This is a genomic window from Occallatibacter riparius, from assembly GCF_025264625.1.
Taxonomy (GTDB): Bacteria; Acidobacteriota; Terriglobia; order Terriglobales; family Acidobacteriaceae; genus Telmatobacter; species Telmatobacter riparius.
In genome coordinates this window covers 1,120,150-1,144,316 of record NZ_CP093313.1, presented here as the reverse complement: position 1 = coordinate 1,144,316, position 24,167 = coordinate 1,120,150, and the positions used below count along the sequence as shown (strand labels likewise).

The window sequence follows — 24,167 nt, the reverse complement described above, 5'->3', positions numbered from 1 at the left end:
GTTACTGGAGGAAGCGGCTACTCCACCCCATAACCACCCTGAACTGTATACGGCGTGCTTTCCCATTCACCTTGAGGCGATTTCTGCAGCGATGGGCCAGGCGACGCCCACTCCTTAATTCTATAGCAAATTCGAATGGTCAGTCCGAGGCCGCTTGAAGTCAACAAGTTACCTGCAACAAACTGATGACACCGTCACCTCGAAGACGCGATAGCGGCGACACATCACCATTCAAAAGACCTATGAACTGTGCGAGCCAAACGTTCAGGAATCGTGGACTCATCCTCCGGCGAAGAGCAGCCCGACGGCCGCCTCAATTGCGCATTCCAATAATCGATCGATCTGGCACGACATCCGCGTGGATGTGCGTAGCAGGAGAGGTGCGGTCCTCCAGTTCACGCTACCAATCGAGGATGGCTTCGATCTCAATCCGTAAGGATAGAAAGGATCACTAGGGTCGCACACGATGCCAAGCGAGACTTCTCGAGTGAATCGCGTCACGAGGTTCTCCCGTACCTCAGGTCTAGGAATGGCCAATTGAGATTAGCTCTCGCTTACTCGTTTCGCTTCTGCCATTCGCTCCGATCCGCAGCAACTTCAATTCCCCGAGCAGCTTTACGCCCCAGAACGCGACGCGTCACCGATTTACAACTGGTGTCGTTAGATCGACATTGGTGACATTCAACTGGCGACTCCAACAAATGAAGTCTTCAATCAAGTCGAATCTGACCGCGACCTAAACCCTTTACAGAGTTCGAACCCCGGATCCTAGGAGCGGGGTTCCAGCGTCGGTTTGGGGACGCGATTCAAATGGAACATCGCGTGCATTCCAGATTGTCGTTCCGCAACGAACACAATTCTTGATTTGGAGGGGGTAACCGCATGTTTACACAGGATTCGTTCTTGAGGATAGAAGCCCCGCGTCGTCCGAACGAAGGGCTGAGATCTGCGATCCTGAACTGCATTTGCCCTGAATGTGGCGGAGGTTTGTCTCTGGCAGCAAACCAGCTTCGATGCCAAGGTCGATGTGAAACGGATTGGTGGCCCGTGTGGATTCGCATTCGTGAATTGGACCGTCCGCAGCGCAGTCACCGGATCACGTCGGTAGCGTAGACATGCGCAGTCGCTCCAGAACTCCCATCGGAGCGCGACCGTAAGTTCCTAATCCATCCCCATGGCCAAAGAGGAAAACACATCATGGACCAAGAGCGCTCGGCGTCCGATATTCAATTCGTTGCAATCATGACAAATCATGGCTACGCACCCATTGCTGATTCATCGCTATCGGACCTAAAGAACGGACCGAGTGAGGTTTCACCACTGTCCGACTACCATCTGGCATCAGATGAGGATTTGCTCACAGCCGCAAGATCTTCTGACGAACTCGCATTCGCGGAATTGTGCGGTCGCTACAGGAAGTCACTTTACAAGGTTGCATCCAGAATTGTGCGACATCGGGAAGATGCAGAAGATGTCGTGCAAGATACATTCTTCAGGGCGTACCTTCATCTGGGGTATTTCCGGGGTACCTGCCGCTTTTCCTCTTGGCTGACCAGAATCGCAATCAATACAGCGTTGATGCTCCTACGAAGAAGAAGGTCGCGTCCCGAGGTGCCGTGTGATCAGCGAGGAAACGAAGAACGCAAATGGGAGATCCGGGAGTTTCCCGATCCATCTCCAAATCCTGAACAGGCCTACGAAGAACGTCAGACCCATGACAAACTGTCGAGAGCCGTCACACGTCTTCCCCCCGCTCATCGCAGCGTCATGATCCAGCACCTCGCTCACGAAAAGTCAATGCAAGAGATAGCCGATACAATCGGCATCAGTGTGGCGGCGACCAAGTCACGCCTTCTGCGGGCGCGGCTCAGGATTCGTTCGGCAATGGAAGAGGTTAACTCTGGCAAGAGCAAGGCATTGAAGAGCCAATTCGCGAAGCCCGCAAGCGGCGGCTAAGACCTGTTGCAGTATCAGGAGCCCCCTGGCCCGTATCTCTGCGCGCCGAGTGTTCGCAAAGATGATGCATCGACATGGTGCGGCGTTCAATTATGCGTTTCGGCTAGATCTCAAGTCCCGCTTACCATAGCTCCGGCTATGCTGGATTCGATTGGCAGCGTGAATCGAAAGGTCGCTCCCGCTCCATCATTCGAAGTTGCCCATAGTCGGCCGCCGTGCGACTCGATGATGGACCGGCTAATGGCTAGTCCCATGCCGGTACCCCCCGGCTTCGTAGTGAAGAAAGCATTGAAGATTTGCTTTTCGTATTCTGGGCATAGTCCCACACCGGTGTCGCGGACCGAGACCAAGATCTGAGCATCGCCTTCTTTCTGCGACTTGATCGTGAGTTCACCGACATAGCCTATGTCCTTCATAGCCTCGATCCCATTGAGCATCAGATTCATAAGAACCTGTTGTATTTGGACGCGATCCGCATTGATTTTAGGCAGGCCCTCACTCAATTCGATATGGAATGCAACTAAATGCCGGTCTGCTTCAATGCGCAACAATGCGATCATCTCTTGAATAAGCTGATTTACTTCGATCAACTCGCGCTGAAGAGGACCCTTCTTAAACAGCGAGCCGATCCGATTGATGATTTCACTTGCGTGGGTCGCATCCTTGACGACCCTCGACGCTGCATCCCGTGCCTCTGGAACGTCGGGCTGATCGCGAGAAAGCCATCGCAAACAGGTTTTTGCGTCCGTCAATGCGGCTGCAATTGGCTGCTTGATCTCATGTCCCAACGAGGCTGTGAGCTCTCCCATCGTGCTGACTCTGTTCAGATGTGCGAGATGGGAGAGCTCTTCCCGCATTCTCTCCCGCTCTTCGAGGGCGGCCTGTAGTTCGTCTTCGGCCTTCTGCCGCTTCAATTCAGCCGCCGCACGGGAAGCGAAGATCTTAAGCAAATCGATGGCACGCGAGTCGGCCTCCATCGGTTTGTCGTCCAAGATTGCGATGTGGCCAATGACGCGGTTGCCGCCGTCGAGCATCGGAACGCCGAGGTAGCTTTCTGCGCGCCAATCCGCCAAGAACTTATCGCGAGGAAAGAACATATGCAGCCCTTGCCTGTAGTGGCAGACGTCCCCATGGAGCACTTTCTCGCAGGGCGTATCGCTTATATCCCAATCAAAGTTCTCCCCCAAATGGTCGCCTTTCCAGAAGGCAAGTGAGCGGGCATGTTTCTGATCATCGCAGGCCGTTACAAAGGCATATCGGGCGTGCAGCGCCTGAGCCACATGCTGCACCAGGCTCTGGAAGAAGTCACTGCCTGTGGTGGCCGCCGTGCCCACTACGATGTGACGGAATGCTTCGTCAGCCTGCTTCCTATCGGTCACGTCCATATCGACGCCCACGTACTGCACTACCTCACCGGACGGACCGAAAACCGGGCTGCCGACAGAATGGATGTACCGGACCGCTGAATGCGGAGGTAAAACCCGAAACTCCATCTCGTAATCCGCTTTCTGGTCAATTGCTCGATCGATTGTTGCTTGCCACTTGGCCCGGTCCTCCGGATGAACCCGATCTAGGCGCTCCTGCCAGGTGGGAATGCCGCCGTGCGGATCGAAACCATACACGCGATAGCATTCTTCCGATAGATGCACCACCTTCGGTCCGGCAACCTGCCAAACCCAACTTCCCACGTGGGCGAGTCTTTGTGCCTGCGTCAGATGAGCTTCGCTCCGCCGCAGAGCTTCCTCAGCCTGCTTTTGCCGTGTCAAATCGAGGATGTAGGCAACGCCTTGGTTGGGCTGGTCCTCGAAGCAAGCGGCTCCAATCAGGACAGGCACACGGCTGCCGTCCTTCCTGAAATACTCCTTTTCACGGGCTTGCATCATGCCGGTCGCCGCAAGTTCATCGGCCTCGTAGCGAGCGTGGACCTCTTGCCATTCCCGAGGCGTCATGTCGAACCATCGCAGCCCCGCTTTCACATCTTCGCGGTCGTACCCTAACATACGGAGAAATGCGTCATTGGCATCGAGAAGCCGTCCATCCATATCCCAGATGACGACTCCGATAATATTCGAATCGATCAATCGCCCGATCTTCCGTTCGCGAGATTCAATATCGCGGTAGAGTCGCGAATTCTCAAGGGAAATTGCCGCCTGCGACGCAAGCAGTTTCAATACGATGATGCGGTCAGGGGTGAAGACATCAGGTGTCAGGTTGTTTTCAAGATGGAGAATGCTGATCAATTTGCCTCTGTTGATCAATGGCATTGTGAGAATGGAGCGAGGCCGTCGCTGAGCGATATACGGATCGACGGAAAATGGATTCGGAGACGATCCATCCTTAACGATTACGCTCTCACGAGTGCGCATCACATATCGTATAAGTGACTCCGGTATCGCAGCTGCAATGCCAGCATCAATTCCCAAGTTCACCACGACATTACCCTCGGCTGTGGTGGCTTCCGCCTCGGTCTTCAGTTCACCTTGAGCCGAGGAAATCAAGAGTGCACGCTCGGCGCCAGCGTGTTCGAGAGCCGCCCGCATAAGGCTGTCAATCAGTTTCTCCAAAACCATCTCGCTCGAGACCGCCTGCGACACTTTGATTACGGTAGCGAGATCCAACTGTTCGACCGACGTGCCGATGGCGCCAGAGCTGCCTGGGACAGATTCTGATTGCCTAAGGCGAGGATATAGGGCATCGAGTTGCTGTACTTTACCAGTTGCGCCCCAACGAAGATAACCGTAGCGAGCGTCCTGCAAATAGACGTAGGCGATCTTTTCGAAGCCACGTTCCATGTAGAACCGCGCAGCAACTTCGTTCGCCAATGCCTCGTTGTGGACGAAGCCGTTTTCCCGCGCTGAGCGGATTGCCTTTTCGTAGAGTTGCTCAGCGTCGAGAATACGACCTTCGATGCGTGCGATCTCGGCACCAACGAGAGCTGCGCGGTTTTCAAAATTCTCCGGGCAATGCTCCGCCCATATTTTGAGCTCTCTGTGGTGAGCGGTGAGTGCCTCAAGATGCTGAGGTCTCTGGTCGACCGATGCGGAATCCAAATATGCCGCGTGCGAAAGTGCGCCATAGAAGCGAAGGTCTGCTGTCTCGAGTTGTGACGGGGAAGTGTAAATCAGTCGTTGAGCCCGCAAAGCTACATTGACTGCCGTCGCGTAGTCTGCAGCAAAGAAGCGAGCTTGCACCTTTCGAGAGCAATACCAGAATTCCGGTAACCCAAAAGTCGGATTACTGGCCAGATGCCGCTCGAATTCACTCTCATCGAAACTCCCATCATCAAAGGAGCCGAATTTCGGTGTCAAACCTCGGAGAGTCTGGATAATCTTGACTTGTGGAATGAGGAGGTCAATAACGAGGCCGAACCGCACGCTCTGCGCGAACTCGAGACCCTTCTCGGCTTCCGGTTGGACTTCGGCGAGAGGATCTCCTACTGTCAGGAAGTTCGTTATCAACTTCGTGCGGCTATAAGCAGCGAATGTAAGGTCGCCGATTCTGTAGGCGGCATCAAAGGCGCGACGTGCCAGTTCGCGCCCCTCCAAGGCATGTCTCGCATACGGGATGACCATGTTTCCGAAAGACATATAGGTTCGGGCCTGATAGCGAATTAGCCCACGCTTCTCGACCAGTTCGCAGCCAAGCCGCCCGAAGCGAAATCCGTCCTTGTACTCGCCGAAATATGGCCCGGCGATGACGGCAAACCACACATACGCAAAGCATGAACCGTCGCAGTTACCATACTCGAGACTCAGGTTCACCATATGACAGATAACGAGCGAAAACAGATTCTCGTCGCAATACATTGACGGCGTCACGGCTTCGGTCAACACGTCCAGAACGTCGAGGATGGCCGGATCGGTCATTAACGGCAGGTCGACGAGCTCCTCAATTTGGCGATTTCCCACCAGAGACCGAATTCGATCATGTTCGCGCATTACCTCCTCGCGCGTCGGAGTCGGGGACCAATCGGTGCCGAGGTGTCGAAGGTACTCGAGGCAGAGCTCCACGCCGCGGTTGCTCCGATCTAAAGTGGTGTAAAGCGTGAGGCGCAGACGTGTCACAATCGCCATATCGTGTGCGTTCTTCGCACGTTGCGCTAACATCGAAAGCCGATCTTCGGCTGCCGCCATATCCGCCGTCAGCAGTTCGCACTCAGCCGTAAGGTATTCGATGGAAAAGATCAGATCATAGTTAGAGTCCCAGGTCTCATCAGTCAGCAATGACCGGCCAGCTGCGAGCAATCTGAGCGCCGAGGCATACGCTGTGGAGACCTTCGCGCGCTTGCCGGCGATGAAATTCAATTTAGCGACTCGCTCACGCTCTTCAGTTGACGTGACGAGGTGAGAGCCGCGGTTGAGCTGATTGACAATCTCGAAAATCCCCTCTTCAAGCCTCTCCGGGGGGGTATACGCCGCGAGCAGCCGGCCTATTCGAAGATGAGCTTCCGCACGCAATTCTTCGGGGATCAAGGAATAGGCAGCTTCCTGGACACGGTCGTGCAGGAATTTATAGGATTCTTCCGAACGAAAGATGAGGCCTTGTCGCACCCCTTCCCAAAGCTGGCCGTGTAAATCCTCCTCCGAGTCGTGGTAAACGATCCGCAGTATGGCAAACTCCGCGCTGTTGCCCAGGCACGCAAGTTGTTGTAGTGCCTTTTGGGTTTCGGCTGGCAGACGGATCAACTTCCTAACCATGAGATCCACCACATTATCGGTGTAACCTTTGGCATGGATGCGGTTCAGGTCCCAAGACCAGCGCTGGTCGTCATAATCGAATGTGAGCAGCCCCTCTTCGGCAAGTGCAGAAAAGAACTGGATTGCGAAGAACGGATTACCACCAGTCTTGGTCTCAATTAATTGCGCAAGGGGGCTGGCGCCCTCCAGGTCACACCCGAGAGACTCCGCAATTAGCTGTCCGAGGTGTTCAAGGGCCAGGGGTGCAAGTACGATGTCCTGCAATATTGCTCCGGATCGGCGCATCGCTTCCAGTTTCCGGATCAGCGGATGAGCGGAATTCACTTCGTTGTCTCGGTAGGCACCAATCAACATCAAATGCTGCAGATCTGTTCGGGTCAGCAGGTCCTCCATCAGATCGAGCGTCGCAGCGTCCAACCATTGCAAGTCGTCAAGGAAGAGCGCAAGGGGATGTTCCGGCCGCGCGAATACGGTGATGAATCGACGGAACACGAGCTGGAACCGGCTCTGCGCCGCCTGCAGCGGAAGTTCAGGAACTGGTGACTGTTCACCAATGATGAGCTTCAATTCCGGGACGAGGTCCACGATCAATAGCCCGTTTGGATCCAACGCCTCTCGCAGGGCTTTGCGCCATTTACTCAGCTCCTCTTCGCTCTTGCTAAGGAGTGGACGAATAAGGCTCTGAAATGCCTGCGCTAAAGTGGCATAAGGAATATCGCGCTTGTATTGGTCGAACTTGCCCGACGCGAAAAGGCCCCGCGGTGGAACCAGTGGTTTATGGAGTTCGTTCACGAGCGCGGATTTTCCGATGCCTGAATATCCGGAAACCAGCACCAATTCGGGCCTGCGACCGGCTACAACTCTGTCGAAAGCGCTGAGCAGAGTCTCGATCTCATGCGCCCGCCCGTACAGTTTCTCAGGAATCACCAGCCGGTCCGGGGTGTCTTGTTTCCCGGGAACGAATTCCTGGATGCGACCTTGAGACTCCCATTCAGCCAGACAACGTCGCAGATCACAATGCACGCCGGCCGCGGTCTGATAGCGCTCTTCGGGAGTTTTGGCGAGCAACCTCATGATGATCGCAGAAACAGCACGGGGCGCATTCTGCAGTTCGTGCGGCGGTACCGGCTGCCTCGCGATCTGGCAATGTACCCATCCCATCGGGTCCGAAGCGGTGAAGGGCCGACTACCGGTCAGCATCTCGTAAAGCACTATGCCGAAGGCATACAGGTCGCTCCGCGAATCGATCGAACGATTCATTCGTCCCGTCTGTTCGGGCGCCATGTAAGGGAGCGTTCCAGCGATAAACTCGGGAGGCTCAGGTGACTGACGTTCACGCAGAAGCCGTGAAGCGATCCCGAAGCCCATGAGCCAGGCGTGACCGGTCGAGGAATCAACAAGGAAATTGCCTGGCTTCACATTTTTGTGAATCACATTTCTCTTATGTAAGTGGCTGAGCGCACTTGCGAGTCCGAGTGCCAAGCGCAAGAACTGCAACATTTCCATTGGTCCCTCGATAACCCCATCCAGCGGCTCGCCACCTGGATCCTCGAGTACAAGCACCTGTTGTTCTTTGTATTTGGACAAAGCAAGGGGACGTACCGCCCACGCACCATCAAGTTCATCGCGGAACGAATACTGATGCTCCAATTTCTTAAGGCTCTCGCGCGCAGGGCGAGATGAGCTCGGGGTTAGCAGGAGAACTGAGGGTCTTTCTGATTGTCTTGCGCGACCCCGATAAAGAGCGAATTCCTCATGACTATTGCGGAGCGGTTCGAACGCAAAATCTGTGAGATCCAAGAGGTTCTCCGGGCCCTTACGAGACCGGTCGGACACCGGCCTCGGACAAATTAAAACCCGGCCGCGATATCGATGTAAACCAGCAAATGGGAGCTCATTTCGGTGCTCCTGTATGTCCCTGCAAATTCAGCGATTTCGGTTGGAGCATTTATTTCGTCAGGTGTTCGAGCCGCCCCTGGACCGCGCTCGCATCCAGCTTCCCTTCGCGGATTTCGGCAATCCTCGGAGAACCTATTGGGGCCATTCGTTCATCCACACGAAGAGACTCTCAAAAGTCACGGCCTCGACCTGAAGTCTCTGGCGCGACACAGATCGACGCACCTGCGAGGATGCTGCTCTATCGTTATCAGGTGATTACGGCTAATGGCGTTGCAAATGCGACGTTACCCTCCGTGACGAACTCACATAGTGATTTGGCAAAGCGCTTGCAGGAACACCAATGGATCTGAAGCACGTCTGGAAGGCCAGGAACCTAGGTTCCACCCATAAAGCGTCGGAATTGGAGAGGCGGTGGGCGCCGTAATTGGGGGCGCCGTCCTCGCCGTACAGTACGTTCGGGCGGTAATGCATGGTGGTGATAGGCACTCGTCGGAATGTAGATATGATGGCAACGGCGAAAGATCGCAGTCGCACGGGAGTCCGCGCCGGCTCGATGAACTCGACTGACAGGTCCTGCGAGCAGACCACCAAAGGGGCCATCGCATCCAGAGAACAGGCTCCGGATCAAAGATAGACGATGCCTAGGTACTTGGAGGTAATTCCCCAAATGACGATTCTGTTCAAATCTAGCCTCACGAAGGCATTAGGCCGCCGCTTGGAGGTCCCTTCATCTTAGCGATAACCTCTCTTTGAATTGCAGTGAAAGATTTCGATCGGCAAAACACCCTTTCATGGATGATTCCAACTCCGAATGATCAGCACACTTATACGGACCAATCACACCTATATTTACGCCTTCCTGAGAGTCGTCGCGGCGCTGATCGTGCTCCCCTACGGCTTGCAAAAACTCTTGGGTTGGTCTAGCAGCCCCAATTTTGGACCCCGGGGCATCGCCAGCTCGCTTGCACAGATCACTGCGAAGAAGATTCCCAAGTCTGTGGCGTGGCTCGTCATCATCGTGCAATCTTTCGGAAGCATCGCCCTTCTTGCAGGCTTTCTAGGAAGGATCGCCGCCTCAGGGCTTTTCCTCGTCTTCGCCGGAGCACTCATTGTCCATCTGCCAGACGGATGGACGCAGAATTGGTTTGGGTCAAAAAAAGGAGAAGGCATTGAATATTTTGTGCTTCTTCTGGCCGTGCTCATGGTGATCGCCCTTAAGGGCAGTGGTGCGCTATCAATCGATGGTTGGCTGACGAGGTGACATCGGTCATGGGCGAGCGCAATCCGCAACCGTACGCGGATTATCGATGCAGCAATTCAGTCCCTACTTAGATTCGGATGGAATTGGACCTGATCCGTTGGATGCGCCCATTTCAACAGCGGAGATGCGATGGGCGACTCAATCTGCGGGTTCATCGAGCTGATAATTCTCTACTGTCGCCCGCCAAGGCTCTTGAAGAGGAACAACCGACGCGACCAAATCGCGCGCTTCGAATATCCATATGTCAAAACCATCGACGTTCCCGGGTGTCATAGCTGTTAGGAACTCATCAGGCATATCGATTCTCCTTCCGCCCAAGCACGTTCGAGAACGTTTGAGCCGCGCGCATTTGCAGTGGCAGCCATTCACTCGCTAGCACACGTACAAAGTGCAATTCTCATACCACTCGGGAAGCGTCTCATTTTGTCTCTCGTGTTAGCGCCAGAAATTTGTCTATTCGTATCTAGCGTGAAGCGCTACTTTGGCTTTCAACGCATGTTTTGGTACAGATTGGGGTAAGGGGTGCCACGCTACATCTCGGTCGCAGTCTCAACTGGCTTACCGAGGAGCTTATTGCTTTTGCCCTCTAGCCCTCCCTTAGCACTTTCGCGATATGCCGCGTTCAGATCTAAACATCGAGATCCCTACGAGTAGCGTCTGCATTTGCGACTTCAGCCTGCTCTGCAGTCTTGCAAGAGTTCACGTCAATGTGCGGCACCTACCGAGTAGAACGGCAAGGTGTGGATGTCTCCCAACGAGGCCGACACATTTCCATCATGTGCCTTCTGGCCGACACTCTTCTACGTCTGCTTCATCACTGATGCAAGTGCCAAACCCTCGTGTCCCGAGGATGATCATCGATTTGCCTCTTAGGGTACCTCTGCGCTCTTACCATTTTCTCTAATTGGTCATCTGCGAAGTCGGTATTAACAAACGCGAATGCCGGTAGGGCAGTCTGACTCTTGCCCGGCAATTGTGAACGGCAAGCGACTTGCAATGCTGTGGCCTAAAGGAGTCCTGATGGCTTGGGTGCCTCCGAGGGCGCGAAGAGAACTTCCCTAAGACTCGAATGCGCTATGCCGCGACGAGCGGAGCATTGTGCCCGAGTTCATTGCGCGAGACGATCGCCCTGAATAATCAAGAGATTGGAGCGTAAATATGGATGCAAGACGAGACTCATGTGCGGCCCACCTGGAACTTGCAGATCTCAACTCAATCGATCCGGATAGGACTCACACTGGCCAAAAGAGTATAGCCGGCATAGATGACGAGATATTTCTCGAGTGTGTCGTTTGCCAGTATTGGTCCGAACGCATCGAGGAAGCGTGGCGCCAGCACCAGGAGGCTCCGACGAGAGCGCGTCGGTTACAAAGCTTTCTCAGAGAGCATCAAGAACGCGGTGCGTGCGCTCGACGATTGCCCGGAATTCTTACAGATCTCAAGGTCGCATAGCAAAGCGTTTGTACTGAACTGCTGACGTCAGTCTTGCTGTTCTCGCTTCGGGTCATAGTCGATTGCTCCTGTGTTGCTATTGGATAGTGGGAGCCCGCGGCGGAGCTTCGCTGGCCCGTTGGACCCGTATCCGGTCTTCTTTCATCCCTGCCCACGGGTTCAAGAATCGTGCCGCGTGAACCGCGTCATCTCAAGAACGATCGGACGTTTGAGACCGCCGTCCAATGAGACCGCCGTCCAAGCAGAAGAGGTCCGCGTTCACGAACACCGTAATCGCTGTAGAGATCTTGGTTCCCTACCCAGTGTGCACTTGCCGAAAGACGTGGAGAGCCGGGCTGACCTGGATCGCGGCTCCCGCACTTCGCGGTCTTCTGCAGGTCCGGGATAGTCGGCAGGGCTGCCGTCCAGAACTCCCCTGGGCGCCCCGTGCACCACCATGATGACCGCGCGAAGCGACATGGTGGACCTTCGACTTCCTGTTCCTTGCGTACAGGCAATGAGTCCGCCCAGACGATATTCGGTGCAGCAGTATTGGCAAGAAATCGGGAACTGGGGAGAGAGTAACAAGGGAAAGCGGCACGGGGAACCATGCCGCAGAGCTATGGCTTTGGCGGCGAGGCTAGTTACGTCTTGAGGAATTGGGCTTCGATAGTGATGTTCACGTCATCGCCGACAAGAATGCCGCCGGTCTCGAGGGCTGCATTCCAGCTCAGACCATAGTCCTTGCGATTGATTCTTGTCGTGGCGGAGAGGCCGATTCGGGTGTTGCCCGAGGGATCTTTGCCGGGAGCCGTTGGGCCTTCGACGACGAAGGTCTGTTGGTGGGTCTCGCCGTGAATTGTGAGGTCGCCGGTGACGTAGTAGCCGCTGTCGCCGTTTGGCTGGACCTTCGAAGAGCTGAAAGTCATAGCCGGGTAACGAGCGACGTCGAGGAAATCTGCGCTTTTGAGGTGCGCGTCGCGCTCGGCGTTGCAGGTGGTGATGGAACTGACATCAATGGTTGCGTCGATACTAGATAGTGTTTTGTCGGTGGGGTGTTCGGTCAGAGTTCCAGAGAGGCTGTGGAAGCTGCCTTTAACGTTGGAGATCATCATGTGTTTCACCTTGAACTCGGCGGATGAGTGAGCGGGATCGAGTTTCCAGGTACTGAGAGCTGCGGGATTTGAAGTGGTGGTTGCCATGGCGTGGCTCCTTTTCATTTTTGGAAAGCCCTTGTTTATGACTTCAACTTGGGCGTCTTCGTTCTGGATATTCTTGGTTGTCACGCGTTCGGGAATTGCTCCAAGGAATCTTCAAGACCATTTGTCAGACCGCGAGGGCTCTCGCCATATCCAGGAAGATTCGGGGGCGACAACGTGATAATTATCCGAAACACAGTAACTGAATTGCAGAACATACGAGACGATGCTGGAAAGGTGAAGAGCAGAACAGCGACGCCGTCTCGTGGCCCGGCTTCGCGATAAAAGATGTCCAGGCCCTCCGAATAATCCGTGCGATCAAAAAAACAATCGGAATCGCACCTTCCTCAGATTAAGCTTTCGCAATCTACGACTCGCTGTAGAAATGTGCAGGTCTAGAACCGTGCAGGGATACACCGAATCCCATCGGTTGATTCGTCACGCACCGCAGCCGCAAAGATTCGAGTCATTGTAGAGGCTTCGGCGTAGCCGCTAGCGAAAACTACAGGTAGGGGGATGAGCAGGTGAAATATCCTCACGATGGATCTATTGCTCACGGGTGGGTACCCACGCTACTGCAACAGAGATCCGATGCAAAGGATCGCCAATGTCCGTGGATGATGTGAACCTCCTGGTGGTGTTCTACTCGCGCGGGGGTGAAACCGAGCGTCTGGCCGTATGGATTGCCGAGGGAGCTGTGCAGGCGGGTGCCAGTATCAAGCTGCGCCGGGCGCGGGATATCGCTCCGGAGGAGCGGATCGCGGCAGACGCGGCATGGCAGAAGGCCCGCGGCCGCATGCACCAGGAGTACGCCGCGCCAAGGCCGGCTGATGCGGAGTGGGCAGATGTAATCGCCTTCGGTACTCCGGCCGCCCCGGGTGTCACCTCCCCGGAACTGGGTGCCTATCTGGAATGGCTTGCGGCGCGAGGTACGCTGAAGGCCCGCATCGGCGGTGCCTTTGCATCCCGACTCGAGAGTTCTCTTGGGAGCGCGGCGTTAGCGGATTTACAGGCGGCGTTGCTGCGCGAAGGGATGTCAGTGATGGCTACGCCGCTGTCGCGTTCGGGAGAAAGCGATGGTGGCTACGAACGCAGCCACGACCAAGGCCGGTGTCTCGTCGAACTTGCCCGGGCCGCCAAGCGGGCCCGCAACTTCTAAGGGCCGTGCAGCAAAAACTTCATTGAAAGGACCACCATGCTTACCTTCCGCAAATGCAACGAACGGGGCCATGCCCAGCACGGCTGGCTCGATAGTTATCACACCTTCTCCTTCGCCGATTACTACGATCCTGCGCACATGGGTTTCCGTAGCCTTCGTGTCATTAATGAGGATCGCGTGGCGCCGGGACGCGGATTTGGAGCTCATGCACACCGAGATATGGAGATCATCAGCTACGTGTTGTCGGGTTCGTTGGCGCACAAAGACAGCATGGGCCACCAGGAGATGCTGGGACCGAATGAGGTACAGCGAATGTCCGCCGGCACGGGCGTGGTGCACAGCGAATTCAACGGCTCAGAGACTGAGCCGGTGCACTTTCTGCAGATCTGGATCCAGCCGGCGAGCACGGGAACACCGTCAAGCTACGAGCAGTTCAAGTTTGATCCGGCGGAGAAGCAGGGGCGGCTGCGCTTGATTGCAAGCCCGATAGGCGGGGACGGTGTGGCGCGGATTAACCAGGACGCCAAAATCTACGTTTCGGTGGTGGAGGAGGGCCGCGAACTCGCATACACGCTCGAACGAGAGCGTCATGCTTGGCTCCAGGTGATTTCCGGCGGCGTAACGGTGAATGGTGCAGAACTGAAGACAGGTGATGCGGTAGCGGCAAGCGACGAAGACGAACTCGTCATCATCGGCAACGATGACATGAGTGAGATCATGCTGTTCGATCTGGCGTAAGAACAACCTGCAAGTCAGCGATAATTGCAAAACGGGTCAGCGAAGGTCTTGCCCGTCTAAAAGTCTGTGGGGCCCGGAGAGCCCACATCAGCCGATTGGGAGAGCGGCTCATGCTCTCATTTCGGGACGACCGTCAGGGAATCGAGGCTCGGAGCCGGCAACTTGTAGGGGGATCCCGGGGCCGCATTCGTGCCTGCCGCCGTGACCGAGTACACAAAGAGCTGCTGGGTCGAGTTGCTGACTGCGTACAGATGTCCTGACTTGTCCCAGTGGATCTCATCGATCGGTGTTTGGGTCAGGACCTTGTATTTGGTGGGCGGCGCGGATCCGTTGAAGTGGTAGATCTCCAGCCCCGCTGTCCCATGGAACGCGATCTGATTGGGTTCGTTGCCGGCAATGGCCAAAAACGCCCCGTCCGGAGACATGTTGATCTGTTGCGGAAAGACGTCGGTAATCGGCATGTTCTCGTACGTGTTCGTGGTGCTCAGGTTGCCCTGCGCGTCCTCGGTGTAGCTGGCCAGCCTGATCGTGGTTAAGCCGTACTGGGCGAGCGCTACGGCCACGTGGTTCGTCGGGTCCTCGGCGATCAGATAGGGCGTCCACACCCGCCCGTCCTCAAGCGGAGCGTCGGTCTCGGTAAAGCTCCAGTTCGCCAGCGCCCCGCTGCTCTCCCTCCGGAATCCATAGATGAGAGTTCCCTGCAGCAGGTACGACTTCCACTCCGTGGGGATGTAGACATACTGGTTGTCGCCGGTGATTGCCGGGTAACCCGTGTAGGGATAATAGACCGAATTCGTGGCTGCGCCGATAAACGTAAGAGTGCCGCCTCTTTTGTTGATGGCATAGCTCTGATAGGTTGCGCAATTCCCGCTCATCAGCATCACGTAGAGGTCCTGGCCGGTGTGGTTCAGGACTGCGGCCCGGCCCCACGTTGGCTCGCAGTCGCTTCCAGCGTAACCCCGCGTGTCGAGTTGCGAGATCTGCTTTTCGAGCGCCCCATTTGCGGCCACCGGATACATGTGGATGTTGTAGGTTCCCAAAGTGAAGAAGTAGCTCCCGATGCTGCCCACGCCCAGTCCTATCGTCTGGAAGGGCGATCCGCCGACCCAGGACAAGCTGCCGTCGGCGGCGGCGTGATACACAAAAATGCCTGCGGTGGGCGAACCCACATAGACGTACGCCACAGGAGTGGGGGCGGTTTGGGCGAGCGCCGGGGCGGCGCACATCAGAGCGCAGAGTGGCCAGCATATGCGTGACATGGGATGCCCTCCTGAAGTCCCCAGGAGGAAGTTGACTCTCGGCTTGCCTCCGTGCCAGATATCCGAGGATGGTGCCGTCGAAGGGGACAATCGCGAGCATCACGAGTCTAGCTCGATGTTGGGTTGCAGGCAACTACGCCGCCTCGAGAGCTTTTCTCCTCTCCATAGTTATCAGCCTCCTACGGTGGCCGGGGCTCAACTGTCACGAACACTCCTTACCGCTCATTGACGTGTGCCTGCCTGCTGGCGGCGTCGTCTGTGGAAAGGAACATTTGGACTGCGCATTGCCGGTGGTCTAGGTCTCGACCCGAATTCCATCACATCCGCGACATGGCGACTCTACGTCAAGGTGGATCGCGGGATACTTCCCCGAGTACCTATAGACGCAATCGGGCTTATCAATCCGATCGCAATCCGTGCTTCTGTCAGAGATAGCGAGCATCGCGGCCACCAAAGCGCTCGGCCCCAATGCCCTCAGGCTCCGCAGCAGATTGAAGGAGCACGATGCGAAAGCACGACCCGAACTACAGCACGGACACCAACATCTATGGCGGACTAGACACTTACCAAGCCGCCCAGTATCTCCACCAGGAATCCCTCGCCCGCGTGTATCTCGCATGGGACTGCATTCGCAGAAGCGATGCCGTGCTCGCCCAACTCGGCTCCGTCTGGATCTGCCAACACCAACCGCATAAAAGGCCGTAATGCCGCCGCACTAGATTAGGCGTTGTACACGCAGGCACGACCCTCTCTAGCCTCTCTACGGCTCGAGGGGGTGTGTTGGCGACTCCGGTTAAACGTAATCGGAGCCTGACGCCAAGCGGTTAGCAGCAGTTTCGGTTGAGGATTCACCTGGAATAAACCCATAGGCCCAACTGCGCGGCGGGACCTGACCGCAGGTTGCAGCGCCTAACGAGATGACGAGCTTCTACCGTCACCGGAAGCAGCTCTTTGCAGCCTCACACTGTAAAACAATTGGGACGTGTCTTCCGAAGGCGGTCGTGTTTGGGTTCTTGCTGCTCCAACAAGAGCTTCTCCCACGGCATACAGCTTGAAATCGATGTCATAAGGATCCGGTCCCGTGTCGCCCAACCCCGGAAATCCGGATAGAGAACACTTAACCGCGTTTCCAGCGAATCTAAAATGAGGAATGTGCACTACAGGCTCGGGGCCCAGCTGCGCCGAACCGCCGCCTGAAGGATCTATGACTATAGTTAGCGGGACGTCTCCCTTATAGGTGTGGACCAGCCCAACCCAGGTACCGATCACCGGTTGTAGTGGTTTCGTAGAAGAGGATTGTGAGGGAACTTCGGAAGCGGAAGTGTGACTCGCGGTGTCTTGAGCAGGCGGCCGGAGTGCCGCCAGAACCTGTTCCATAACTTCGCTGCCATCGCTTGTCCCAGTGTTCCACAGCATAGCTACCGATATATCCTGGGACGGAATGAGCTGGAGATATGCCGTCGCGTCGCGCGTTCCCCCTTGCGCCAAAACACCACGATATCCGTTTAGATCGCTTTGAATCCACCAGCCTAGACCGTAGCTTCCGCCGTCATCCGTATCGACAAGCGGCTTCTGCATCTCGTCGATCGAATGATCCGAAAGAATTGATTTCTGAGTTTCAAGATGATCCTTCAGTGAAAACATGCCGAATTGAGCAAGATCACGGACGCTGCAATAGATCGCGGATGCACCTGGCGTTGAAGAACGCTGAGGGGGACTAGAGCGCTCCGATTGGGAGGAATCGTAACGAAGTGCCGCCGAGCGCATCTTCTTCAGATCGTTGTCTAGGAAGCAATGGTTCATCCTCAGAGGTTCAAACACGCTCTTCTGAATCGCTCCCGCGAAGTTGCCACGATAAGAATGTGCAATGACCTCGCCTAATATCCCGTAATCAGCGTTGCTATAGTCGAATTGGTCACCAGGCCGCCATACGATCACTCCATAACGTTGAATCAGATCAGCTGCGTCAGTCTTGCATTCAGCATCGTTTAGCAGGCAACTGCGGTCGTAAGAGGTGAGTCCCGCAGTATGGGTTGCCATCCGTTTGATCGTCGCATCTGCCGGATTCCATGTCTGACTAGTCAGCTTTGCTTCGCCCAAATAGTCGTTGACCGGCGCATCAAGGCTCACTTTACCGTCTTGTACCAATTTCATTAGAGCCGTCGCTGTTATTGTCTTTGAGACGGAAGCCAGATAGTAGGGGGTGTCGACCGTGGCAGCGATACGTTCATCACGATCCGCCAATCCAACTGCTTCCTCCCAGATTATCCTTCCGTGCTGCGTGACTGCGATCGCAATGGACGGCACGCCTTTACCGACGTAGTCACGGATCAGCGCATCCACCTTCGAGAAAGAGGGTTCATCCGGAGCTACTTTAACTTCAGCCATGCCGCGGGGTGTCTGCACGGGCGAGTGGGATTGCGCAAGTGCTATCGCCGCCGAGCGCTTCGGCGGCGACGGTTGCTGTTGTATTTGGGAAGCTAGACGGAGTACAGCATTGATCACGATCTCGGGTTGGTCTCGAGAGACGTAGTGCCCACTCCCTTTCGCAAAGACCGCCACACGGTTTGAGGATGCCGCGACGAACTCAGCATGCGCGCGGCGCATCGCCGAAAGCTCGGCAGGTATGTCAACCCAGGTGTGCTCGGCAGTGATATCGATTGCGGGCAGGTCCAACGGTACGTGAACGCGACGCATGTAGCGTGCCGTAGCCGGATAGGCCTGATCCTGCCGGAGCAGATTACGGCCCAGGTTGGGTCTTTCCTTTATTAGATCTTTCGCTAGAGGCGTATAGCGCGCGGAGATGAGCGCGGCTTCTTTATCGTCAAAGAATGAAGGGACGTTCGCATCTACCATTACGAGACCTCTGACTCGCTTGTCTTCTGAGGCGGTGATCTCGCTGATAAAGCCTCCGTACGAATGGGGCACCAGGATAATGGGCCCCTTTATATCGCATCGGTCGAGAGCGCGTCGAAGTGCCGTCGCCTCATCCTGGACCCGGTAGGGCCGCGGATTCGCGTCGCTCTTTCCCAATCCCGCGCGGTCGTAAACTACGGTCCTCACTTTACCCGTTCGCGGATGATCGGCTCTATGCTGGACCACTCGCTTGAGTCTTCTCCGCCGCCGCTTTCGAAAACAACCGTCGGACTTCCTTGTCCCTGGCTGCGCATCCACAGGTCGTATCCGCCGACGTCAACCTTCTGTCCATTGGTGCAATTTTCCGCAACGGCGATGGAAGCAGAACACCAATAACTCACGATCGACAAAACGAGGATGGCTATTTTTCGCAAGGATCCCCCAGGTGAAGCAAAATTTTAAGACTGAGCTCAAGTGGAGCAATCTGGATACCACTTCGAATAATGCTAACGGTTGAAAATATAGATCGTCCGTCGACAGCTACCGAGCGTGCGAGTTCGCTGGTCGCCTGGGACTGTTCAAAACCGAACAGTAGCTTGGGGTCGCCTGGAGCCCGACTTCTCTGATCGAGAGGTGTTTTTCCGGCGTCCCGACAGGAGTCTCGGATGCCGACAGCAGGCCAAATCGCTCATCGAGTTCAGGTCGATCGTCTTCTCGGCACCTGATCGTGTAGCGGCCTACGCGCTCTATAGATTCCAGAGCAGCAGTCGGCACGGGCACAAGGGCGCGTCGGCGACTTTACGGCAAGGTGGATCGCGGAACAATAGCCCGTCTGCTGCTATTTATTGCCCGTCAGCGTGGTGAGCCACCAGCGCTCCTCTTCATCAATTTGTGACGCGGGTTGCTTCTTCTAGCGCAAAGATAAAGGACTCGTAGAGTCTTCCAGTCGTCTGTCGCATGCCTAATTCGCACGTGCGATTGGCCGAGACAAAGCAGGTGTCTGCGCTTGATCTCTGAATCTGGATCAAAGTATCGCGGGTGGCTGAGTGGATGAGTTCCGGGTGCAGTAAGCCTCGATCCCCCGCGGTGCCACAGCATGTGGTTCCTAGAGGAACGGACGCGTGGTCGGCAAGAGCTCTCGATATTTCCAGCAGGGATTCGTTCAGGCCAAGATGTGTTGTGGAACAAGTGGGGTGAACGACGATCTCGGGAATTTGTCTGACAATGTTTAGTGCCGGCAGCAGATCTCTGCACCAGGCGATCGAATCGATGATGGTGACGCGTTTTAGTTTTTCCCTGCGCTCGTCATCGAGGTGCTCGAGGATGTCTTCCTTGAGGCCGAGTGTACAAGACGCGGCGTCCACTACGACGGGACGCTTACCTCCATCACTCCAACGCCAGAGGGCGTCGCACATCTGTTCCGACATCCACGTCTGGCCTTGCTTGTAGCCTTTGGAACTCCAAGGTGTGGAGCAACAAAGGCCGCGGACGTCGTCTGGAATCCAGAGCGGCTTACCAGCGCGAGCGGAAATCTTGACGAAAACGTCCGGCAACGCCGGAAAGGCCGGTTTGCTATTGTCCCGACCGAAGATGCGATTGATGCACGCTGGGAAGTAGACTGCGGCGGCACCTTGTTGCTGTGTTTTCGGCAACTCCGCAGGTGCCGCGTGCGGCATAGGGCCGGCGACGCTCGGGACAAGATCTTTGCTGACCGCACTGCGCACCACATCCGTGAGGACTGTAAGTAGATGTGGACTCGTTATGCCTTGGAGGATGTCTGCAGCCTTTACTCCGAGGCGCGCCAGCCGCTCTACCTCGCCCCAGTTCTGAGCGATATCCAAGGCAACCGCTTCCGCCGTGCTCGAGTGTTCCATCTTACGAAGGTGTTTCATGAGCGCGCCGGTGTTGATACCCATTGGGCAGGCATCGGCACAGGTGCCATCGACCGCGCAGGTCTCGATGGCGTCGTACTCGTACTCATGCTGCAGCTTTGTAAGTAGCTTGGACCATTCTGGCTGCCGCGCCATCTCCCGACGCAACACGATGCGTTGACGAGGCGTGACAGTGACATTGCGGCTGGGACAAACGGGCTCGCAGAAACCACACTCGATGCAATGACTTGCAAAATGAACGTCCTCAATCGCAGGAGAGGACTTGAGATTCTTAAGATGAATCAAGGGGTCGTGGCTGAGCAGGACGTTGGGCGCTAGGATGCCATGAGGATCAAGGAGGTTTTTTACATCCCACATCAGATCGGTAAGCTTATCGCCCCACTCTCTTCGAACGAAGGGAGCCATGTTGATGCCGGTACCGTGTTCCGCCTTAAGGGAGCCATCGTATTTCTCTACGACAAGCTCTACAAGCTCACGCATGAACCCGTCATAGCGCTGGCGACTCTCTTCCTCGCTGAACTGGGTAAGCATGGTGAAGTGGAGATTGCCGTATGCGGCGTGTCCAGCCGCCACAGGCTGATATCCATATTTGGCGAGCAGGTTGGTAAGATCGTGCGTCGCGGCCGCAAGTTGCTGTGGAGGGAAACAGACATCTTCGATGACGAGGCTGGTGCCCTGAGGACGAGCGACGCCAACAAAGCCAAGAAGACCATCCCGAATGTGCCACGCGAGCTCAACGGCTTCCTCCTGTCGAATGAATTCGAGCGGCTGCAAAAGGTTTACTGCGCTAAGGCCCTCGTCCACCTTACGCTCAATATCTTCCAACTCTTTGTCTGTGTCCAGGCCAAACTCGACAAGCAAGACCGCGTTCTTCTCGTCTACGTTCCTCCAATAGGCAGGCGTTCCCTCCATCACCTTCGCAGCCGCCGTCATCATTGAACCAACCATCAGCTCCACCGCAGACGCACCTAGTGCGACGATCTTTTCTACCTGAGCGACAGCGTCATCGAGTGTTTCAAACGGCAGCCAAGCGACCATTGTGCGCTTCGGTAAACGATAGGTCGTGAAAGTAGCCTCAGCAACGAAACCGAGTGTGCCTTCCGATCCCACCATGAGGCGCCGCAGGATTTCTACCGGAGTTTTGCCGTCCAAGAACGCGTGCATGGCATAGCCATTGGTGTTTCGGATCGTGTATTTACGAACGATGCGATCGGACAGGGCTTGATCGGCAAGAATCTCTTCACGAATCCTCATGAGGCCTGCGGCCATCAGCGGTTCGGAGCGAGCGAACTGTCCTTCAGCGTTGGGATCTTCTGTATCGATGATGGTTCCGGTAGTGAGAACGATCTTCATGCCGACAATGGAATGGTATGAGTCGATGGCCGGGGTGCATCGCATTCCCCCGGCGTTGTTGGCCAGGACTCCGCCGATAGTAGCAGCGTTCAAACTGGCGGGATCTGGACCCATTCGGCGGCCGTACGGTTTGAGTGCCTCGTTAATGCGAAGCAGAGTAGTGCCTACGTTGCACCTGATGCGTTTGCCGTTGTCTTCTACCCCCCACCCGCTCCAGTGTTGGCGTACGTCGATCAAGATATCGTCGCCCTGCGACTGGCCGTTGAGGCTTGTGCCACCCGCACGAAAGGTGGCATGACGACCATTCCGAACGCAGTACGCAAAAAGGGACGCGATGTGATCCACGTTCCTTGGCTGCACGATGACTTTGGGCACATAGCGATATGGGCTCGCATCCGAGGCGTAGCGCACCAAATCGGTGATGCGGTGTCGCACAAGATCTTCGCCCAGTAGTTCCACGAGGTCGCTCTTGAGTCGCGCAGGAGTTCCGTCAAGCAGGCTTTCATCTATAGCGTCCGAGCATGGTGGAACGTCTGGGCGTCCGATTCGTGTTGGGTCGACGGATAATAGCTTTTCCATTCTTATTCTCCCGCAGGCGTGGTGCTGGAGGGTTCCGCGGCAGTACCTACGCCACAAACGTTGGTGCTGTTCACATTCATAAAATGACCCAACGAGGTAGAACAGGTAGGTAGCCGTGAGGTCACCGTGAGTCAATGAGAGGGATCTTCGACAAGAATTCAGCAGGCTCGTTCCGATGGGACCGTGCACGCGCGATCGGGGGTGGTTGGAACTCTGGGAAAAGAATCCCTCATTGCTCGCGGACTTCGTATTTTTCGATTGAGGCATTCAATGGCGCACTGTGCGGGACAACCGAGACCACCAGCGTATCCGCCTCGAAGATCCAAATGTCGAATTGCTCGACGTTCTCTGCATTCATGACTTCATTTGGTGTGTCGTGCATGTTCATCCTCCAGGGCGGCCGAATTGGCTTGGTTGGTCGAAACGTCAACACCGCCGTTGCCCTAAGGACTCTCGAGGGCAACACGCATGCCAAACTCCGTGGCGCGCGAAGTGATTGATTCAAAATCATGAGGGGTGAGAGTGGGTGTCGACTGTCCGGGTCGAAGGCGAAATTGTCGAATGTCGAACGACACAGACACCCTTCCGACAAAGTTTCTGGACCGCTTGGATTGGTCGTGTCACAGCGCCGCGGCTGCAGGGGTTCCTCCCTGTTGATAAGTAGCAAGGGCCTGAAGGGAGCTGTCCTTGGCTGCTGGCGCGTTTGATACAAGCACGGCTGGCGGTCATCGTCGTCGCCATCGTTAGGCGAGGCGGAGCCATTCCCTCTTCTCCGTCACGCTGGTCTATTTGCCATAGAGGTTGTCAGCCGCGCGCGGGAGATGAGTTAGAGAGTCTTGGCCGACGGCCCACATTGCGCGAACGCTGCCGAACGCGGTCTCGGATATTCGCGTGCTCAACTGTCGAAATCCTCGCGGCAATTTCGACCTTCGACATCTCTGCCACCTGTGCGATCTCGAATAAGGCATCATTTTGCGCTACTTAGCGGTCCTTTCAACTTTGGCGCGCCAATTGCGATTGAGCAAGACAGCTACGTCATTTTCCTTTCCGAAAGGGGCCGATACATGGAACTGCAGCCTTCAGCGATGGACCCCGCGACCCTGGCCGCGATTTTGTTCAACTTGACTAATGCCGACGAATTTTCGTGTGACGTTGCGCCTGGCTGCGATCGCCGCGACACGAGAGGTAGAAGCAACACCGCCAGCGAACAAGGGCAGCTTGTCCATGCGCGTGCAACAGACGAGCAGTTGGTCTGCGCCGCCAAATCTTCCGATGCGCGAGCGTTTGAAGAGTTGAGCAGGAGGTACCTCCCGACGATTCGCAAGAAGGTCTTCAGAATTTTGCGCAATCGCGAGGACGCTGAGGACGTGGTGCAGGAGAGCCTCATGAATGCTTACTCCCACCTAGCCAGTTTCAGGGAATCCTGTGCGTTCCCGACTTGGATTTCGAGAATTGCAACAAATTCTGCGCTGATGCTTCTCCGGAAGCGAAGAGTTCGCGCGGAAGTGTCGATTGATCAACCGGTCGAAACCGATGACGGAGCGAAGTTACGGGACACCCTGCATCACGCGCTAAGCAGTGAACGGACCTATGCGACGCGACAGGCACTGGGAGTATTGACCAAGGCGATAAATGGGCTTCCGTCCGAATATCGAAGTGTCCTGGACCTGTTCCATCTTCAGGAGAAGTCCCTTCAAGAGGCCGCCGACACTCTCGGACTTTCGATCGGTTCAGTAAAGTCGCGTCTCTTTCGAGCCAGGAGAATTCTGCGTTCCAGGCTAGAAGCGCGAGGCGTATCGGTGTTTGACGCTTGCTACTAGCTGGGGCGCGGATCATGCCCGAAACCGGCAAATAGACAGAGGCGCGCCTGGCAGCCCGGGCGTTGGAG

13 protein-coding genes are annotated in these 24,167 nt (G+C 55.8%); 6 read left to right on the top strand and 7 right to left on the bottom strand.

Going from position 1 to position 24,167, the window contains the following annotated elements; translation table 11 throughout:
- The first annotated feature begins 1,197 nt into the window (after positions 1-1,197).
- On the top strand, positions 1,198-1,956 hold the full coding sequence (locus tag MOP44_RS04530; RefSeq protein WP_260794724.1) for an RNA polymerase sigma factor: 759 nt from the start codon (positions 1,198-1,200) through the stop codon (positions 1,954-1,956).
- A 110-nt stretch (positions 1,957-2,066) separates the two neighbouring features.
- Here the strand turns inward: MOP44_RS04530 and MOP44_RS04525 are convergent, their stop codons facing one another.
- Positions 2,067-8,453 (bottom strand): AAA family ATPase, encoded by a 6,387-nt coding sequence (locus tag MOP44_RS04525; protein ID WP_260794723.1) that lies wholly within the window; start codon positions 8,451-8,453, stop codon positions 2,067-2,069.
- Between the two features lie 910 nt (positions 8,454-9,363).
- Here MOP44_RS04525 and MOP44_RS04520 point away from each other — a divergent pair.
- Positions 9,364-9,813 carry a DoxX family protein gene (locus MOP44_RS04520; protein ID WP_260794722.1) on the top strand — a complete coding sequence of 150 codons (450 nt, stop codon included), beginning with the start codon at positions 9,364-9,366 and terminating at the stop codon, positions 9,811-9,813.
- Positions 9,814-9,951: 138 nt separating this feature from the next.
- Here MOP44_RS04520 and MOP44_RS04515 read toward each other — a convergent pair whose 3' ends face one another.
- Both MOP44_RS04515 and MOP44_RS04510 read right to left on the bottom strand, forming a co-directional pair.
- A complete protein-coding gene (locus MOP44_RS04515) occupies positions 9,952-10,110 on the bottom strand; it encodes a hypothetical protein (RefSeq protein ID WP_260794721.1) in 159 nt (52 codons plus the stop codon).
- Between the two features lie 1,778 nt (positions 10,111-11,888).
- Positions 11,889-12,446 carry a YceI family protein gene (locus tag MOP44_RS04510; RefSeq protein ID WP_260794720.1) on the bottom strand — a complete coding sequence of 186 codons (558 nt, stop codon included), beginning with the start codon at positions 12,444-12,446 and terminating at the stop codon, positions 11,889-11,891.
- Between the two features lie 556 nt (positions 12,447-13,002).
- Here MOP44_RS04510 and MOP44_RS04505 point away from each other — a divergent pair.
- Together MOP44_RS04505 and MOP44_RS04500 are read left to right on the top strand one after the other, a co-directional pair.
- On the top strand, positions 13,003-13,602 hold the full coding sequence (locus tag MOP44_RS04505; RefSeq protein WP_260794719.1) for an NAD(P)H-dependent oxidoreductase: 600 nt from the start codon (positions 13,003-13,005) through the stop codon (positions 13,600-13,602).
- Between the two features lie 36 nt (positions 13,603-13,638).
- On the top strand, positions 13,639-14,340 hold the full coding sequence (locus tag MOP44_RS04500; RefSeq protein WP_260794718.1) for a pirin family protein: 702 nt from the start codon (positions 13,639-13,641) through the stop codon (positions 14,338-14,340).
- A 116-nt stretch (positions 14,341-14,456) separates the two neighbouring features.
- On the opposite strand, the gene MOP44_RS04495 is transcribed toward MOP44_RS04500, so the two are convergent.
- A complete protein-coding gene (locus tag MOP44_RS04495) occupies positions 14,457-15,599 on the bottom strand; it encodes a hypothetical protein (RefSeq protein ID WP_260794717.1) in 1,143 nt (380 codons plus the stop codon).
- Positions 15,600-16,103: 504 nt separating this feature from the next.
- Here MOP44_RS04495 and MOP44_RS04490 point away from each other — a divergent pair.
- Positions 16,104-16,304, top strand: coding sequence for a hypothetical protein (locus MOP44_RS04490; RefSeq protein WP_260794716.1), 201 nt, complete (start codon positions 16,104-16,106; stop codon positions 16,302-16,304).
- Between the two features lie 204 nt (positions 16,305-16,508).
- On the opposite strand, the gene MOP44_RS04485 is transcribed toward MOP44_RS04490, so the two are convergent.
- The 3 genes from MOP44_RS04485 to MOP44_RS04475 form a co-directional block, all read right to left on the bottom strand.
- Positions 16,509-18,701: an alpha/beta fold hydrolase gene (locus MOP44_RS04485; RefSeq protein ID WP_260794715.1), complete on the bottom strand. Its 2,193-nt coding sequence runs from the start codon at positions 18,699-18,701 to the stop codon at positions 16,509-16,511.
- A gap of 638 nt (positions 18,702-19,339) precedes the next feature.
- Positions 19,340-22,279: an FAD-binding and (Fe-S)-binding domain-containing protein gene (locus tag MOP44_RS04480; protein WP_260794714.1), complete on the bottom strand. Its 2,940-nt coding sequence runs from the start codon at positions 22,277-22,279 to the stop codon at positions 19,340-19,342.
- A 229-nt stretch (positions 22,280-22,508) separates the two neighbouring features.
- Complete coding sequence (locus MOP44_RS04475; protein WP_260794713.1) at positions 22,509-22,661, bottom strand: hypothetical protein; 153 nt, start codon at positions 22,659-22,661, stop codon at positions 22,509-22,511.
- 682 nt (positions 22,662-23,343) lie between these two features.
- Here MOP44_RS04475 and MOP44_RS04470 point away from each other — a divergent pair.
- Entirely contained in the window at positions 23,344-24,099 is a 756-nt protein-coding gene (locus tag MOP44_RS04470; RefSeq protein WP_260794712.1) for an RNA polymerase sigma factor, read from the top strand.
- Positions 24,100-24,167 lie beyond the last annotated feature (68 nt).

What these genes read in the sequence shown, in the direction of transcription:
- MOP44_RS04500 (WP_260794718.1), top strand. Translation starts at nt 13,639, where the DNA reads ATGCTTACCTTCCGCAAATGCAACGAACGGGGCCATGCCCAGCACGGC.
- MOP44_RS04475 (WP_260794713.1), bottom strand. Translation starts at nt 22,661, where the DNA reads ATGCACGACACACCAAATGAAGTCATGAATGCAGAGAACGTCGAGCAA.
- MOP44_RS04520 (WP_260794722.1), top strand. Translation starts at nt 9,364, where the DNA reads ATGATCAGCACACTTATACGGACCAATCACACCTATATTTACGCCTTC.
- MOP44_RS04530 (WP_260794724.1), top strand. Translation starts at nt 1,198, where the DNA reads ATGGACCAAGAGCGCTCGGCGTCCGATATTCAATTCGTTGCAATCATG.
- MOP44_RS04480 (WP_260794714.1), bottom strand. Translation starts at nt 22,279, where the DNA reads ATGGAAAAGCTATTATCCGTCGACCCAACACGAATCGGACGCCCAGAC.
- MOP44_RS04510 (WP_260794720.1), bottom strand. Translation starts at nt 12,446, where the DNA reads ATGGCAACCACCACTTCAAATCCCGCAGCTCTCAGTACCTGGAAACTC.
- MOP44_RS04470 (WP_260794712.1), top strand. Translation starts at nt 23,344, where the DNA reads ATGGAACTGCAGCCTTCAGCGATGGACCCCGCGACCCTGGCCGCGATT.
- MOP44_RS04490 (WP_260794716.1), top strand. Translation starts at nt 16,104, where the DNA reads ATGCGAAAGCACGACCCGAACTACAGCACGGACACCAACATCTATGGC.
- MOP44_RS04495 (WP_260794717.1), bottom strand. Translation starts at nt 15,599, where the DNA reads ATGTCACGCATATGCTGGCCACTCTGCGCTCTGATGTGCGCCGCCCCG.
- MOP44_RS04515 (WP_260794721.1), bottom strand. Translation starts at nt 10,110, where the DNA reads ATGCCTGATGAGTTCCTAACAGCTATGACACCCGGGAACGTCGATGGT.